The sequence below is a fragment of the Streptococcus sp. cx1 genome (assembly GCF_052384325.1).
In the GTDB taxonomy this organism is placed as follows: domain Bacteria; phylum Bacillota; class Bacilli; order Lactobacillales; family Streptococcaceae; genus Streptococcus; species Streptococcus salivarius_G.
The window spans coordinates 1-15674 of sequence record NZ_JBQSUN010000009.1; the positions used below are offsets into that span (position 1 = coordinate 1).

The window sequence follows — 15674 nt, forward strand, 5'->3', positions numbered from 1 at the left end:
ATACTCAGAGTTAAGTGACGATAGCCTAGGAGATACACCTGTTCCCATGCCGAACACAGAAGTTAAGCCCTAGTACGCCTGATGTAGTTGGGGGTTGCCCCCTGTTAGATATGGTAGTCGCTTAGCGCATAGGGAGTTTAGCTCAGCTGGGAGAGCATCTGCCTTACAAGCAGAGGGTCAGCGGTTCGATCCCGTTAACTCCCATAGGTCCCGTGGTGTAGCGGTTATCACGTCGCCCTGTCACGGCGAAGATCGCGGGTTCGATTCCCGTCGGGACCGTCAAGTAGAAATATTTGAGACTCGTTAGCTCAGTTGGTAGAGCAATTGACTTTTAATCAATGGGTCACTGGTTCGAGCCCAGTACGGGTCATATATGCGGGTGTGGCGGAATTGGCAGACGCACCAGATTTAGGATCTGGCGCTTAACGGCGTGGGGGTTCAAGTCCCTTCACCCGCATTAGAAAAGTTAGCCGGCTTAGCTCAGTTGGTAGAGCATCTGATTTGTAATCAGAGGGTCGCGTGTTCAAGTCATGTAGCCGGCATAAAATGCGAACGTAGTTCAGTGGTAGAACACCACCTTGCCAAGGTGGGGGTCGCGGGTTCGAATCCCGTCGTTCGCTTGAGGAGCCGGGGTGGCGGAACTGGCAGACGCACAGGACTTAAAATCCTGCGAAAGGAAACTTTCGTACCGGTTCGATCCCGGTCCTCGGCATAATATAATAATGAGCACCCTTAGCTCAACTGGATAGAGTACCTGACTACGAATCAGGCGGTTAGAGGTTCGACTCCTCTAGGGTGCATTTTATCGGGAAGTAGCTCAGCTTGGTAGAGCACTTGGTTTGGGACCAAGGGGTCGCAGGTTCGAATCCTGTCTTCCCGATTTATGGCGGTGTAGCTCAGCTGGCTAGAGCGTCCGGTTCATACCCGGGAGGTCGGGGGTTCGATCCCCTTCGCCGCTATATATATGGATTTCTTGGACCTTTAGCTCAACTGGTTAGAGCACTCGGCTCATAACCGAGCGGTCGTAGGTTCGAGTCCTACAAGGTCCATATATTAATTATAATATTTGGAGGATTACCCAAGTCCGGCTGAAGGGAACGGTCTTGAAAACCGTCAGGCGTGTAAAAGCGTGCGTGGGTTCGAATCCCACATCCTCCTTATAATTAACGCGGGATGGAGCAGCTAGGTAGCTCGTCGGGCTCATAACCCGAAGGTCGTAGGTTCAAATCCTGCTCCCGCAATATGGCTCGGTAGCTCAGTTGGTAGAGCAATGGATTGAAGCTCCATGTGTCGGCGGTTCGATTCCGTCTCGCGCCATTTTGTTAAGCGGGTGTAGTTTAGTGGTAAAACTACAGCCTTCCAAGCTGTTGTCGCGAGTTCGATTCTCGTCACCCGCTTTATTTGGATATTATAGCCAAGCATTTGCTTGGGCGCGTAGCTCAGATGGTTAGAGCGCACGCCTGATAAGCGTGAGGTCGGTGGTTCGATTCCACTCGTGCCCATATTGGAGAATTACTCAAGAGGCTGAAGAGGACGGTTTGCTAAATCGTTAGGTCGGGTAACTGGCGCGGGGGTTCGAATCCCCCATTCTCCGTAGTATTATGACGAATTATCTTTTAGATAATTCGTTTTCTTTTTTTGAGGTGACAAAATGAAAAATAGTTTTTATCGATTTCTTCTTTATGGGTTTATTATTATTCTATTTTTTGTAATGCTTTTTTCTTTTGTCTTTACTAATAAAAAATTAACCAAGGATATCTCGTCTAATGTTTCGGGTTTCGTTACCAAAGTAGACTCAGTTGTTTCAGTTCCATTTATTGCTTTATCAAAATCTCATAATGTTATTTCTGATCTCTTATCAACCTATAATGAGAATCAAGATTTAAAAAAATCTTTATCGAATTTAGAAAATCAATCATCTATTATTTCTAACTTGCAAGAAGAGAATGATTCTTTAAGAGCTTCGCTTAATCTTTCGGACAAGCTAAGTCGTGATAATGTTCTCACTGCTGAAGTTTCTATGCGACCTTCTGTGACTTGGTTAAAAGAGTTAACGATTAATGTCGGTAAGTCTAAGAATGTTAGTAAATCTATGCTAGCAACTTCTAATGGTGGAGTAATTGGTTTTGTAACTAAGGTATATGATGATACTACTACTATTTCTTTACTTTCTAGTAGTTCTAGTGATAGTTACCTTGCTTCTAGCGTCAAATCAGAGGATGATAACCAGATTTTCGGGATTATATCTCGTTATGATAATAAAAAGAAGCTGTTAGAGATGACACAACTCAATTCATCTTCTAACGTTAAGGTTGGGACTGAAGTAGTTACAAGTGGTCTTGATGATGTATCAGTAAAGGATGTTCCAATTGGTACTGTAGACTCTGTGAGTGATTATGAAGGAAATCGTACGATTTTGGTAAAACCTTATGCTGATTTTGATAAAATTTCTTATGTTACTTTAGTTGGAGATGGTAAATAATATGAAATTATCCAAGTATTCTATTATTCCTTTCTTACTGAGTATTGTTCCTTTTCTATGGGATGGTCATATTTCGATGATACTTAATCATTATTTATCTCCTGAATTTTTTCTATCATCTCATCTTTTCATTATTTATATTTTTATCTTAACTCTTGATTTTCCAAATAAGTATTCCTTTCTTTACCTTGTTTGTTTTGGATTTCTTTATGATACCTATTATTTCAAAACAGTTGGTATAGTAATTCTAACTCTGCCGCTGTTATGCTATCTGTTAACTCAGCTAGGTCGAATTGTTAAGAGAAATACCTATGTTGATTTTTTGTTAATGTTTTTATTCCTCTTTCTCTTTGATACTATAAATTTTGGCTTTGCCTTATTTTATGGTTTCTCCAATGAGTCTGTGACGGATTTTATTATTTATCAACTAAGTCCTAGTATAGTGTTTAATCTTTTGACCTTTATCTTTATTAAACCTATTCTTGAAAAATTATTTTTGTATCTGTCAGTTGATAGATTTAAATAGAACTGTAATATTGGCGTAACAAAGTTTGCGCCATTTTTTGATACAATTAATAGGTCTTATCGAAAAGGAGTAGTATTTTATATTATGAAAAAACGTATTCTTTCAGCAGTGTTGGTAAGTGGTGTAACCTTATCAGCAGCTGCATCAGTACATGCAGAGGATTATGATTCGCAAATCGCTGCTGCAGATAACGCAATTAGTAACCTTGCTTCTCAACAAGAGACTGCACAAGCGCAAGTTGCTACAATCCAATCTCAAGTATCTACACTTAGAACACAAAAATCAGAATTGGAAACTAAAAATGCTGAACTTGAAAAAGTATCAGCAGATTTGGAATCTGAAATTCAAGAATTATCAAGTAAAATTGTAGCTCGTCAAGATTCTTTGGCGAAACAAGCTCGTAGTGCTCAACAAAATAATACTGCGACTAGCTACATTAACTCTATCTTGAACTCTAAGTCAATCTCTGAAGCTATTACTCGTATCACAGCTATTTCAAAAGTTGTTACAGCTAATAATGACATGTTGACAAAACAAGAGTCTGATCAAAAAGAGCTTGCTGCAAAACAAGAACAAAACCAGGCTGCTATCAATGAGATTGCAACTAATAAAGCAGAACTTGAAACAACAGAAGCTGGTTTGACAACTCAACAAGCAGAACTAGAAGCAGCACAAGTTACTTTGGCTGCAGAATTGGCTACAGCTCAAGATGAAAAAACATCACTTGTTTCTGCTAAATCAACTGCAGAAGCAGTGGCAGCTTCAACTGCAGCATCAGTTGCTCAGTCTCAAGCAATTGCAGAATCAGAGGCAGCAGCACAAGCAGTAGCATCTTCAGAAGCGGCAGCATTTGTAGCTCAATCAGAGGCGGCAGCAACTTCAGAAGCAGTAGCTCAACCTTCAGAAGCTACTGTTTCAGAAACAGCAACAGCCTCAGAAGTAGCACAAGAACCTGTTTCATCAGAAACTTCAGAAACAACTCAAGAGCCAACTGTTGCAACTTCAGAAGCAACACAAGAGCCTGAAGCACAGCCAGAATCAGCTGCCTCAGAGGCACAACAAGAGCCTGCTGCTCCAGCAACATCTGAAGCACAACCAGAATCAGCTGCTCCTGCAGCTTCAGAAGCACCAGCTCCTGCTAGCGAAGCACCTGCAGCAACTTCAGAAGCACCAGCAAGTCAAGCACCTGCAGCTTCAGAAGCACCAGCTCCAGTAGCTGAAACACCTAAGGTATCAGCTGCCTCAACTCCTAATACATATCCTGTTGGTCAATGTACTTGGGGTGCTAAATCATTAGCTTCATGGGTTGGTAACTACTGGGGTAATGCTAAAAACTGGATTGCTAGCGCACAAGCAGCTGGCCACTCAGTTGGTACAACTCCTGTAGCCGGAGCAATTGCGGTTTGGCCAAATGATGGTGGTGGTTATGGTCACGTAGCTTACGTCACATCAGCATCAAGTGCAAATTCAATTCAAGTTATGGAATCAAACTATGCAGGTAACATGTCAATCGGTAACTACCGTGGTACATTTGATCCAACATCTTCAGCTCATGGTGGTTCTGTATACTATATTTACCCATAATGACTACAAAAAGGCGATTCGAATTTTCTCGAATCGTTTTTATTTTATAGCAAAATGTCTTTACTTTCTGGAATTACTTTTAGACGGGAAAATGTCGAGGTTAAGGTTAAATCTTTTTAGTCTTGTTAAGTTACTGTGACACCATTTATTTTGCATTGAAAATCAATCTAAAAAAAGGTAGAATGGTTTAGTAGATATTTTGGAGGAAATCATGTCTTATACGAATTTGAAGTTGTTTGCTTTATCGTCTAACCAGGAATTAGCAGCAAAAGTTGCTGATAAAATGGGTATTGAACTCGGAAAATCAAGTGTTCGTGAATTTTCAGATGGTGAGATTCAAGTTAATATTGAAGAATCTATCCGTGGTCATCACGTTTTTATTCTTCAATCTACAAGCTCTCCTGTAAATGATAACTTGATGGAAATCTTGATTATGGTTGATGCGCTAAAACGTGCAAGTGCAGAAACGGTCAGTGTTGTTATGCCTTATTATGGTTATGCACGTCAAGACCGTAAGGCACGTTCACGTGAGCCAATCACATCTAAATTGGTTGCTAATATGCTTGAGGTTGCAGGTGTTGATCGACTTTTGACAGTTGACCTCCATGCTTCTCAAATTCAAGGATTCTTTGATATTCCTGTAGACCATTTGATGGGGGCACCACTTATCGCAGATTACTTTGATCGTGCTGGTCTTACTGGAGATGATGTTGTTGTTGTTTCTCCAGACCATGGTGGTGTGACTCGTGCACGAAAACTTGCTCAATGTTTGAAAACACCAATCGCAATCATTGATAAACGTCGTAGTGTTGATAAAATGAACACTTCTGAGGTTATGAATATCATTGGTAACGTTGAAGGTAAAACATGTATCTTGATTGATGATATGATTGATACTGCAGGTACAATCTGTCATGCGGCGGATGCGCTTGCTGAAGCTGGTGCAACTCATGTCTATGCCTCATGTACTCACCCTGTATTGTCAGGTCCAGCACTTGATAATATTCAAAAATCTGCTATTGAGAAGCTTGTCGTATTGGACACGATTTATCTTCCAGAAGAACGTTTGATTGATAAGATTGAACAAATTTCAATTGCTGATTTGATTTCAGAGGCAATTATTCGTATTCATGAAAAACGTCCATTGTCACCTTTGTTTGAAATGGGCCATAAATAGACTAAAGCTAGCCTAGGCTAGCTTTTTTTGGTGTTTAAATGCGTTTGAGTTTTTGATATAATGTAAGGCATAATTGCAAAGAGGTGACAGTGATGGATTTAACACAACGTTTTAATAAAAATTTAGATAAGATTGAAGTTTCGATGATTCGTCAGTTTGACCAATCAATTTCAGATGTACCAGGTATCAAAAAGTTGACACTTGGTGAACCTGATTTTACGACTCCAGATCATGTGAAAGAAGCAGCTAAAGCTGCTATCGATGCTAACCAGTCTCACTATACAGGTATGGCAGGACTTCCTGCTTTGCGTCAAGCTGCGGCAGATTTTGTTAAGGAAAAATATAATCTTACTTATAATCCAGATAATGAAATTTTGGTGACTATTGGAGCTACAGAAGCCCTTTCTGCAACATTGACGGCTATTTTGGAGCCAGGAGATACGATTCTTTTACCTGCACCAGCCTATCCTGGATATGAACCGATTGCAAATCTAGTTGGTGCTGAAATTGTTGAAATTGATACAACAGCTAATGATTTTGTTTTGACTCCGGAGATGTTAGAAAAGGCAATTTTGGAGCAGGGAGATAAGCTTAAAGCAGTTTTGCTTAACTACCCAACTAACCCAACAGGTGTGACTTACTCACGTCAACAGATTAAAGATTTAGCTGAAGTTCTGAAAAAATACGATATTTTTGTTGTTAGCGATGAAGTTTACTCTGAGCTAACTTATGTGGACCAACATGTATCTATTGCTGAGTATTTGCCAGAACAAACGATTTTGATTAATGGTTTGTCTAAATCTCATGCGATGACGGGCTGGCGTATTGGTTTGATTTTTGCACCTGCAGTCTTGACGGCTCAGTTGATTAAGAGTCACCAGTATTTGGTAACAGCTGCAGCTACTATGGCACAATTTGCAGCTATTGAAGCCTTATCTGCTGGTAAAGATGATGCCCAACCAATGAAAGTTGAGTATTTGAAGCGTCGTGATTATATTCTTGAAAAAATGACTGAACTTGGTTTCAAAATTATTAAACCTGATGGTGCTTTCTATATCTTTGCTAAGATTCCAGAAGGCTATACTCAAGATTCCTTTAAGTTCTGTCAAGACTTTGCTCGTGAAAAAGCTATTGCGATTATCCCAGGGGTTGCTTTTGGGAAGTATGGCGAAGGCTATGTTCGTTTGTCGTATGCAGCTAGCATGGATACTATTGAAACAGCTATGGCTCGTTTGAAAGAGTTTATGGAAGAACATGCAGAAGCTTGAGAGTAGAGGGCTTGTCCTCTTCAATCGTAATTATCGTGAGAACGATAAGCTAGTTAAGATTTTTACCGAGCAAGCTGGTAAACGGATGTTTTTTGTTAGAGGTGGTGGGTCAGGTAAATTAAGTGCTGTGATTCAACCTTTAACCATCGCTGAATTCATGATGACTGTAAATGATGAGGGCTTATCTTTCATAGAGGATTATAGCCAGGCAGAGTCCTTCAAGGAAATTACAAGCGATATTTTCAAGCTGTCTTATGCGACTTATTTAGCTGCTCTGACGGATGCTGCTATTGCTGACGGTGTAGCAGATGCACAATTATTTGCATTCTTGGAGAAGACGCTTGAATTAATGGAAGAAGGCTTGGATTATGAAATCTTGACTAATATCTTTGAGATTCAGGTTTTAGACCGTTTCGGTGTACGATTGAATTTTCACGAGTGTGTCTTTTGCCATCGTGTGGGCCTTCCTTTTGATTTTTCGTATAAGTTCTCGGGGCTACTTTGTCCAAATCATTATGCAGAGGATGAAAGGCGTAGTCACTTAGATCCTAATGTACCTTATCTTTTAGATTGTTTTCAGGGGCTTTCTTTTGAGGAATTGAGAAGCATATCTGTTAAGGATGACATGAAACGAAAGCTACGACATTTTATTGATGACCTCTATGATAATTATGTTGGAATACATCTTAAAAGTAAGAAGTTTATTGATAATCTAAATTCTTGGGGTCATATTATGAATAAAGAAGATAGTGCTGACTAGACATTATCTTCTTTTTGTTTCACGTGAAACAGGAAAGTAATGGTTTTCAGTCTCAGGGGTTAAAATGCAAGTCAGTTCGTGCTATAATAAGAAGATAATAAGCTGAAAGACTCTGCTAGAAACAGGGAACTAGTCTATTTTAGTTACATAATATTTTATTGATAGAAATCTGAGTTTATGTTTTATGGCAGAGGACAAGAGGGAGAATGCTATGCATGTAATTGCAGTAGATGCTATGGGTGGCGATAATGCGCCACAAGCAATTGTAGAGGGTGTCAACCAAGCTATAGCAGATTTCAAAGATATTGAAATCCAGCTTTATGGTGATGAAGCTAAAATTAAGACCTATTTGACAGCGAATGAACGTGTGAGCATTGTGCATACTGATGAAAAGATAAATTCGGATGATGAGCCAGCTAAAGCCATTCGTAAGAAGAAAAAAGCTTCAATGGTCTTAGGTGCACAGGCTGTTAAGGAGAAAAAAGCAGGTGCCGTGATTTCTGCGGGAAATACAGGTGCCCTTCTGGCTGCAGGTCTCTTTGTGGTCGGACGTATTAAGGGAGTTGAGCGTCCAGGTCTTATGTCAACAATGCCAAGTTTTACTGGTCAACCCTTTGATATGCTTGATTTGGGTGCTAATGCGGAAAATACAGCTAGTCATTTGCATCAATATGCTATTTTAGGATCTTTCTATGCTAAAAATGTGCGTGGAATTGCCAACCCTCGTGTAGGTCTCCTTAATAATGGGACTGAGGAAACAAAGGGGGATAGTCTTCGTAAGGAGGCTTTTGAGCTCTTATCTAAGGAGCCAAGTATTAACTTTGTTGGTAATGTTGAGGCGCGTGAAATTATGTCTGGAGCTGCTGATGTGGTCGTAGCTGATGGTTTCACCGGAAATGCAGTTCTTAAGGCAATCGAAGGAACGGGACTTGGTGCTATGAAGACCCTTAAGTCAGCTATCATGAATGGTGGTCTTAAAGCTAAGTTAGGTGCCTTCCTATTGAAAGACAGCCTAAAAGGGATGAAAGAGACTATGGATTACTCTAGCGCTGGAGGTGCGGTTCTCTTTGGTCTTAAAGCTCCCGTAGTAAAATGTCATGGATCTAGTGATGCTAAGGCGGTTTACTACACTATTAAGCAGGTTCGTACGATGCTTGATACTAAGGTTGTTGAGCAGCTAGTTGAAGCCTTTAGTCCGAAAGAGGAGGCTAACTGATGAGTAGAGTAGAAATTCTTCAGAAAATGCAGCTCGTAATTCAAGAGCAGATGGGTAAAGAGGACATTGTTTTAACCGAAGCTACCAAATTAGATGACTTGGGTGTGGATTCAATAGAGCTTATGGAATTCATTATTAATTTGGAGGATGAGTTCGATCTTGAGATTTCCGATGATACTATTGACCATATGGTTAAGGTAGCTGATTTGTTGGACTATTTGTCTGAGGAATTGAATAAAGAATAAGAAAGCTAGACGTAATAATATAATAGTTGTGTACTATACGATTGTTATTTTGTTGGAGTGAGGCAAGAAACTAAATGTTATATGGATTTAGTTCTGTCACACTCCTTTTTTCTATACATTATTTATTAAGAAACTCTAAAAAAGGACTAAAACACGAACATTACTTTTTTACTCAAGTAATAAAGTTTGCTATATGTTGGTTTTTGGATTCTGGTGTGGTATAATTAAGACGAATAAACTTGAAAGGCGAACAATTCCATGTCAAACCAACTGATTTATACTGGGAAAGCTAAAGATATTTATAGTACAGAAGACGAAAATGTGATTAAGTCGGTCTATAAGGACCAGGCAACCATGCTTAATGGTGCTCGTAAGGAGACTATTAAAGGAAAAGGTGTGCTAAATAATCAGATTTCGTCTCTTATTTTTGAAAAATTGAATGCTGCGGGTGTAGCTACTCACTTTATCGAACGTATTTCTGATACCGAACAACTTAACAAGAAAGTTACTATCATTCCTTTGGAGGTTGTTCTTCGTAATGTGACTGCGGGTTCTTTCTCTAAACGTTTTGGCGTTGAAGAAGGTTTGGACTTGAAAACTCCAATCGTTGAATTTTACTACAAGAACGATGATTTGGATGACCCATTCATCAATGATGAGCATGTGAAGTTCTTGGATATTGCCAATGATGAACAAATTGCTTATATCAAGGAAGAAACGCGTCGTATCAATGAATTGCTAAAAGATTGGTTTGCACAAATTGGTCTTCGCTTGATTGACTTCAAATTGGAATTTGGTTTTGATAAGGATGGCAAGATTATCTTGGCAGATGAATTCTCACCAGATAACTGCCGCCTTTGGGATGCTGAAGGGCACCATATGGACAAGGATGTTTTCCGTCGTGATCTTGGTAGCTTGACAGATGTTTATGAAGTTGTATTGGAAAAATTGCAAGGATTGAAGTAGCCTTTTACAAATAGAATACTTGGTCTTCACTACAATCTTTAAGTAGAAATAGATAAAGGAAATAAAATGGATAAACGTATTTTCGTTGAGAAAAAAGCTGATTTTCGTGTGAAATCTCAGTCTTTAGTAAAAGAATTAAAGCATAATCTTCAGTTGAAAACTTTGAATGATCTTCGTATTGTTCAGGTTTACGATGTCTTTAATTTGGCAGAGGACTTGTTTGCGCGTGCGGAAAAACACATCTTCTCTGAGCAAGTGACTGATACTGTTTTGGACGAGGCTGTGGTTAAGGCTGATCTTGAGAAGTATGCTTTCTTTGCTATCGAAAGTTTGCCTGGTCAATTTGACCAACGTGCAGCATCTTCACAAGAAGCTTTGCTTTTGCTTGGTAGTTCAAATGACGTAACAGTGAACACAGCGCAATTGTACTTGGTTAACAAGGATATCGATGCGAATGAGTTGGAAGCTGTCAAAAACTACCTTTTGAACCCAGTGGATTCTCGTTTCAAAGATATCACTGTTGGTATTGCTAAACAGGATTTCTCTGAGTCTGACAAGACCATTCCAAGCTTGGATTTCTTTGAAACTTATACGGCAGAAGATTTTGCTAAGTATAAGGCAGAGCAAGGATTGGCAATGGAAGTGGATGACCTTCTCTTCATTCAAGATTACTTCAAGTCTATTGGACGTGTGCCAACTGAGACTGAGCTTAAGGTTTTGGATACTTACTGGTCTGACCACTGTCGTCATACTACTTTCGAGACTGAGTTGAAAAATATCGACTTCTCAGCTTCTAAATTTGAAAAACAATTGCAAGCGACTTATGACAAGTATATTGCCATGCGTGATGAGTTGGGACGTACAGAAAAACCTCAAACCTTGATGGATATGGCGACTATTTTTGGACGTTATGAGCGTGCCAATGGTCGTTTGGACGACATGGAAGTGTCTGATGAAATCAATGCCTGCTCTGTTGAAATTGAAGTGGATGTCAATGGTGTGAAAGAGCCATGGCTTCTCATGTTCAAGAACGAAACCCACAACCACCCAACGGAGATTGAACCATTTGGTGGTGCAGCTACTTGTATTGGTGGAGCCATTCGTGACCCATTGTCAGGTCGTTCATACGTTTACCAAGCCATGCGTATCTCAGGTGCTGGTGATATTACAACACCAATTGCTGAAACTCGTGCTGGTAAATTACCACAACAAGTGATTTCTAAAACAGCAGCTCACGGTTATTCTTCATACGGTAACCAAATTGGTCTTGCAACAACTTATGTACGTGAATACTTTCACCCAGGTTTTGTTGCTAAGCGTATGGAGCTAGGTGCCGTTGTCGGTGCGGCTCCTAAGGAAAATGTTGTCCGTGAAAAACCTGAAGCAGGTGATGTGATTATCTTGCTCGGTGGTAAGACTGGACGTGATGGTGTCGGTGGTGCGACAGGTTCATCTAAAGTTCAAACGGTTGAATCTGTTGAAACAGCTGGTGCTGAGGTTCAAAAAGGGAATGCCATCGAAGAACGTAAGATTCAACGTCTTTTCCGTAATGGGGAAGTGACACGTCTTATCAAGAAATCAAATGACTTTGGTGCTGGTGGTGTCTGCGTGGCTATCGGTGAATTGGCAGATGGTCTTGAAATTAATCTAGACAAAGTGCCATTGAAATATCAAGGCTTGAACGGTACAGAAATTGCCATTTCTGAATCTCAGGAACGTATGGCTGTAGTGGTTCGTCCAGATGATGTAGACGCCTTCGTTGCTGAATGTAATAAAGAAAATATTGATGCTGTTGTCGTTGCGACAGTGACTGAAAAACCAAATCTTGTTATGCACTGGAATGGCGAAACCATCGTTGATTTGGAACGTCGTTTCCTTGATACAAACGGTGTACGTGTAGTTGTGGATGCTAAGGTAGTTGACAAGGATGTCAAGCTTCCAGAAGAACGCCAAACATCTGCCGAAACCCTTGAAGCTGATACTCTTGAAGTCTTGGCTGATCTTAACCATGCCAGTCAAAAAGGGTTGCAAACTATCTTTGATAGCTCAGTTGGTCGTTCAACAGTCAATCACCCACTTGGTGGTCGCTACCAAATCACACCAACGGAAGCTTCTGTACAGAAATTGCCAGTCCAACATGGTGTGACAACAACTGCTTCTGTTATGGCGCAAGGGTTCAACCCTTATGTAGCAGAATGGTCTCCATATCATGGTGCGGCTTATGCGGTCATCGAAGCAACCGCTCGCTTGGTTGCTGCTGGTGCAAACTGGTCTAAGGCTCGTTTCTCTTATCAAGAATACTTCGAGCGTATGGATAAACAAGCAGAGCGTTTTGGTCAACCAGTATCAGCTCTTCTTGGATCCATTGAAGCTCAGATTCAACTTGGGTTGCCATCTATCGGTGGGAAAGACTCTATGTCTGGTACCTTTGAAGAATTGACAGTACCACCAACTTTAGTTGCTTTTGGTGTCACAACTGCAGATAGCCGTAAGGTCCTTTCTCCAGAATTTAAAGCTGCTGGTGAAAATATCTATTACATCCCAGGTCAAGCTTTGGCACAAGAAATTGACTTTTATCTTATCAAGTCTAACTTTGCTAAGTTTGAAGCCATCCAAGCTGATTATAAAGTCACATCTGCATCAGCTGTCAAATATGGTGGTGTCCTTGAAGCTCTTGCCCTTGCAACATTTGGTAACCATATTGGTGCCACTGTAACCCTTGAAAATCTTGAGACTGCCTTGACAGCTCAATTGGGTGGATTTGTCTTCACATCTCCGGAAGATATTGCAGGGGTTGCCAAGATTGGACAAACAGCAGCTGATTTTACACTTACTGTCAATGGTGTAACGCTTGATGGACACAAACTTGACAGTGCCTTCCAAGGTAAATTGGAAGAAGTTTACCCAACGGAATTTTCACAAGCAACTGAGTTGGAAGAAGTACCTGTTGTGGCATCAGATGCTGTTATCAAAGCTAAAGAAACAGTTGAGACACCAGTGGTTTACATCCCAGTATTCCCGGGTACGAACTCTGAGTACGATTCAGCTAAGGCCTTTGAAAAAGAAGGTGCAAAAGTCAACTTAGTACCATTTGTAACACTTAATGAAGAGGCTATTGTCAAGTCTGTTGACACCATGGTTGACAATATCGAAAAAGCTAACATTATCTTCTTTGCAGGAGGCTTCTCAGCAGCCGATGAACCAGATGGATCAGCTAAATTTATCGTTAACATCTTGCTCAATGAAAAAGTACGTGTAGCCATTGATAGCTTCATCGAACGTGGTGGTTTGATTATCGGTATCTGTAACGGATTCCAAGCTCTTGTCAAATCAGGTCTTCTTCCATATGGTAACTTTGAAGATGCAAGCAGTACTAGTCCAACCCTCTTCTACAATGATGCCAATCAACACGTGGCTAAGATGGTTGAAACACGTATTGCCAACACGAACTCACCATGGCTTGCTGGAGTAGAAGTTGGTGACATTCATGCCATCCCAGTATCACACGGTGAAGGTAAGTTTGTCGTGACAGCTGAGGAATTTGCAGAGCTTCGTGACAATGGTCAAATCTTTACCCAATATGTTGACTTCGAAGGTAAACCAAGCATGGATTCAAAATACAATCCTAACGGATCTGTGAATGCTATCGAAGGTATCACAAGCAAGAATGGTCAAATTATTGGTAAGATGGGTCACTCAGAACGTTTCGAAGACGGTCTCTTCCAAAATATTCCAGGAAATAAAGACCAACACCTCTTTGCGTCAGCGGTTAAATACTTTACTGGAAAATAATAGAGTGCCAAGTGTACTCAGTAATGATATTTTTCGATATGCAGTGGTTATAAAGAGCTTGAAAACTTGAGTTCCAATTAGTGAAATGAGAGGCTAGAAACAGTTTTTCGTTCGCCTTGCATAAGGAAAATATCAAAAATAAAAGGTATAAAAAATGACATACGAAGTTAAATCTCTTAATGAAGAATGTGGTGTTTTTGGTATCTGGGGTCACCCAGATGCTGCCAAATTAACTTATTTCGGACTTCACAGTCTCCAACACCGTGGTCAAGAGGGAGCAGGAATTCTCTCAAATGATGCGGGTCAATTGAAGCGTCATCGTGATATGGGGCTTCTCTCAGAAGTTTTTCGTGATCCAGCCAACTTGGACAAGCTAACTGGAACAGCTGCTATCGGTCATGTTCGTTATGCGACTGCTGGTGAAGCTTCTGTAGACAATATTCAACCTTTCTTGTTTAAGTTTTATGACAATCAGTTTGGACTTGCCCACAACGGGAACTTGACTAATGCAGAGTCACTTAGACGTGAGTTGGAAAAAAATGGTGCAATCTTTAACTCGACTTCTGACTCAGAAATTTTGGCCCACTTGATTCGTCGTAGCCATAACCCATCCTTCATGGGTAAGGTGAAAGAAGCCTTGAACACTGTTAAAGGTGGATTTGCTTACCTCCTCATGCTTGAGGACAAGCTCATTGCAGCCTTGGATCCAAATGGTTTCCGTCCCCTTTCTATTGGTAAGATGGCCAATGGAGCTATTGTGGTTTCATCTGAAACCTGTGCCTTTGAAGTGGTTGGAGCAGAGTGGATTCGCGATGTGAATCCAGGTGAGGTTGTTATCATCGATGATAATGGCATTACTTACGATAACTATACAACGGACACCCAATTGGCTGTTTGCTCAATGGAGTATATTTACTTTGCCCGTCCTGATTCAAATATCCAAGGGGTCAATGTCCATACAGCTCGTAAACGTATGGGTGCTCAATTGGCACGTGAATTCAAACATGAAGCAGATATTGTAGTTGGTGTGCCTAATTCATCACTTAGCGCAGCCATGGGATTTGCAGAAGAATCAGGCTTGCCAAATGAAATGGGCTTGATTAAAAACCAATACACTCAACGTACCTTTATCCAACCAACACAAGAGTTACGTGAGCAAGGGGTTCGTATGAAGCTCTCTGCCGTATCAGGTGTTGTTAAAGGCAAACGTGTGGTTATGATTGACGATTCTATTGTACGTGGGACGACCTCACGTCGTATCGTTAATTTGCTAAAAGAAGCAGGAGCAACAGAGGTCCACGTGGCAATCGGTAGTCCAGCCCTTGCCTACCCATGTTTCTACGGTATTGATATTCAAACACGTAAGGAATTGATTGCGGCCAATCATACAGTTGAGGAAACACGGGAAATCATCGGTGCGGATAGCTTGACTTACTTGTCAATTGATGGCTTGATTGATTCTATTGGAATTGACACAGATGCACCAAACGGTGGCCTTTGTGTGGCTTACTTCGATGGTAAATATCCAACACCATTGTACGATTACGAAGAACGCTATTTGGAAAGTTTGAAAGAACACACTTCTTTCTATTAAGAGCAGTGCAGAAGAAAAAAGAGGAAAAAATTATGTCTAAAAATGCTTACGCTCCACGTCTCAC

At 40.6% G+C, this 15674-nt stretch carries 11 protein-coding genes, 17 tRNA genes and 1 rRNA gene; all 29 read left to right on the plus strand.

From position 1 onward, the window contains the following. The first annotated feature begins 10 nt into the window (after positions 1 to 10). The 29 genes from rrf to purF all read left to right on the plus strand — a co-directional run bounded on the left by rrf (position 11) and on the right by purF (position 15610). Positions 11 to 126, plus strand: a 5S ribosomal RNA gene (rrf, locus tag ACT170_RS10210). Positions 127 to 131: 5 nt separating this feature from the next. Beyond that, positions 132 to 204: transfer RNA gene (locus ACT170_RS10215), tRNA-Val, on the plus strand. Positions 205 to 206: 2 nt separating this feature from the next. Further along, positions 207 to 279: transfer RNA gene (locus ACT170_RS10220), tRNA-Asp, on the plus strand. 18 nt (positions 280 to 297) lie between these two features. Beyond that, a tRNA-Lys gene (locus ACT170_RS10225) sits at positions 298 to 370 on the plus strand. Between the two features lie 5 nt (positions 371 to 375). Then, a tRNA-Leu gene (locus ACT170_RS10230) sits at positions 376 to 457 on the plus strand. 12 nt (positions 458 to 469) lie between these two features. Continuing rightward, positions 470 to 542, plus strand: a tRNA-Thr gene (locus ACT170_RS10235). Between the two features lie 6 nt (positions 543 to 548). Further along, positions 549 to 620 (plus strand) — tRNA-Gly (locus tag ACT170_RS10240). Positions 621 to 626: 6 nt separating this feature from the next. Beyond that, positions 627 to 712 (plus strand) — tRNA-Leu (locus tag ACT170_RS10245). Between the two features lie 14 nt (positions 713 to 726). Then, positions 727 to 800: transfer RNA gene (locus ACT170_RS10250), tRNA-Arg, on the plus strand. A gap of 6 nt (positions 801 to 806) precedes the next feature. Further along, a tRNA-Pro gene (locus ACT170_RS10255) sits at positions 807 to 880 on the plus strand. Positions 881 to 885: 5 nt separating this feature from the next. After that, positions 886 to 959 (plus strand) — tRNA-Met (locus ACT170_RS10260). 16 nt (positions 960 to 975) lie between these two features. Further along, positions 976 to 1049 (plus strand) — tRNA-Ile (locus ACT170_RS10265). A gap of 19 nt (positions 1050 to 1068) precedes the next feature. After that, positions 1069 to 1158 (plus strand) — tRNA-Ser (locus ACT170_RS10270). 9 nt (positions 1159 to 1167) lie between these two features. Then, a tRNA-Met gene (locus ACT170_RS10275) sits at positions 1168 to 1241 on the plus strand. Positions 1242 to 1244: 3 nt separating this feature from the next. Continuing rightward, positions 1245 to 1317, plus strand: a tRNA-Phe gene (locus ACT170_RS10280). Positions 1318 to 1326: 9 nt separating this feature from the next. Further along, positions 1327 to 1397 (plus strand) — tRNA-Gly (locus ACT170_RS10285). 31 nt (positions 1398 to 1428) lie between these two features. Continuing rightward, positions 1429 to 1502 (plus strand) — tRNA-Ile (locus tag ACT170_RS10290). Between the two features lie 4 nt (positions 1503 to 1506). Then, positions 1507 to 1594: transfer RNA gene (locus tag ACT170_RS10295), tRNA-Ser, on the plus strand. A 57-nt stretch (positions 1595 to 1651) separates the two neighbouring features. Then, positions 1652 to 2482 (plus strand): rod shape-determining protein MreC, encoded by an 831-nt coding sequence (gene mreC / locus ACT170_RS10300; protein ID WP_048674036.1) that lies wholly within the window; start codon positions 1652 to 1654, stop codon positions 2480 to 2482. A 1-nt stretch (position 2483) separates the two neighbouring features. Next, positions 2484 to 3008 (plus strand): rod shape-determining protein MreD, encoded by a 525-nt coding sequence (gene mreD / locus ACT170_RS10305; RefSeq protein WP_022495821.1) that lies wholly within the window; start codon positions 2484 to 2486, stop codon positions 3006 to 3008. A gap of 84 nt (positions 3009 to 3092) precedes the next feature. After that, positions 3093 to 4592, plus strand: a complete 1500-nt coding sequence (locus ACT170_RS10310) for a PcsB-like coiled-coil domain-containing protein (protein ID WP_048790884.1) — start codon at positions 3093 to 3095, stop codon at positions 4590 to 4592. Positions 4593 to 4803: 211 nt separating this feature from the next. Then, positions 4804 to 5769 (plus strand): ribose-phosphate diphosphokinase, encoded by a 966-nt coding sequence (locus ACT170_RS10315; RefSeq protein WP_014633754.1) that lies wholly within the window; start codon positions 4804 to 4806, stop codon positions 5767 to 5769. Between the two features lie 92 nt (positions 5770 to 5861). Then, positions 5862 to 7037: a pyridoxal phosphate-dependent aminotransferase gene (locus ACT170_RS10320; RefSeq protein ID WP_014633755.1), complete on the plus strand. Its 1176-nt coding sequence runs from the start codon at positions 5862 to 5864 to the stop codon at positions 7035 to 7037. Next, complete coding sequence (gene recO / locus ACT170_RS10325; RefSeq protein WP_014633756.1) at positions 7024 to 7797, plus strand: DNA repair protein RecO; 774 nt, start codon at positions 7024 to 7026, stop codon at positions 7795 to 7797. Before ACT170_RS10320 ends, recO begins: the two co-directional genes overlap by 14 nt. Positions 7798 to 8008: 211 nt before the next feature. Then, on the plus strand, positions 8009 to 9013 hold the full coding sequence (gene plsX, locus ACT170_RS10330; RefSeq protein ID WP_013989885.1) for a phosphate acyltransferase PlsX: 1005 nt from the start codon (positions 8009 to 8011) through the stop codon (positions 9011 to 9013). Beyond that, positions 9013 to 9258, plus strand: coding sequence for a phosphopantetheine-binding protein (locus ACT170_RS10335; protein ID WP_004181960.1), 246 nt, complete (start codon positions 9013 to 9015; stop codon positions 9256 to 9258). The genes plsX and ACT170_RS10335 overlap by 1 nt, the downstream gene beginning before the upstream one ends. 258 nt (positions 9259 to 9516) lie before the next feature. Beyond that, complete coding sequence (gene purC / locus ACT170_RS10340) at positions 9517 to 10224, plus strand: phosphoribosylaminoimidazolesuccinocarboxamide synthase (RefSeq protein ID WP_002886293.1); 708 nt, start codon at positions 9517 to 9519, stop codon at positions 10222 to 10224. A 66-nt stretch (positions 10225 to 10290) separates the two neighbouring features. Then, positions 10291 to 14016 carry a phosphoribosylformylglycinamidine synthase gene (locus ACT170_RS10345; RefSeq protein ID WP_444818277.1) on the plus strand — a complete coding sequence of 1242 codons (3726 nt, stop codon included), beginning with the start codon at positions 10291 to 10293 and terminating at the stop codon, positions 14014 to 14016. Between the two features lie 154 nt (positions 14017 to 14170). Then, positions 14171 to 15610, plus strand: a complete 1440-nt coding sequence (gene purF / locus ACT170_RS10350) for an amidophosphoribosyltransferase (RefSeq protein ID WP_002889568.1) — start codon at positions 14171 to 14173, stop codon at positions 15608 to 15610. Positions 15611 to 15674 lie beyond the last annotated feature (64 nt).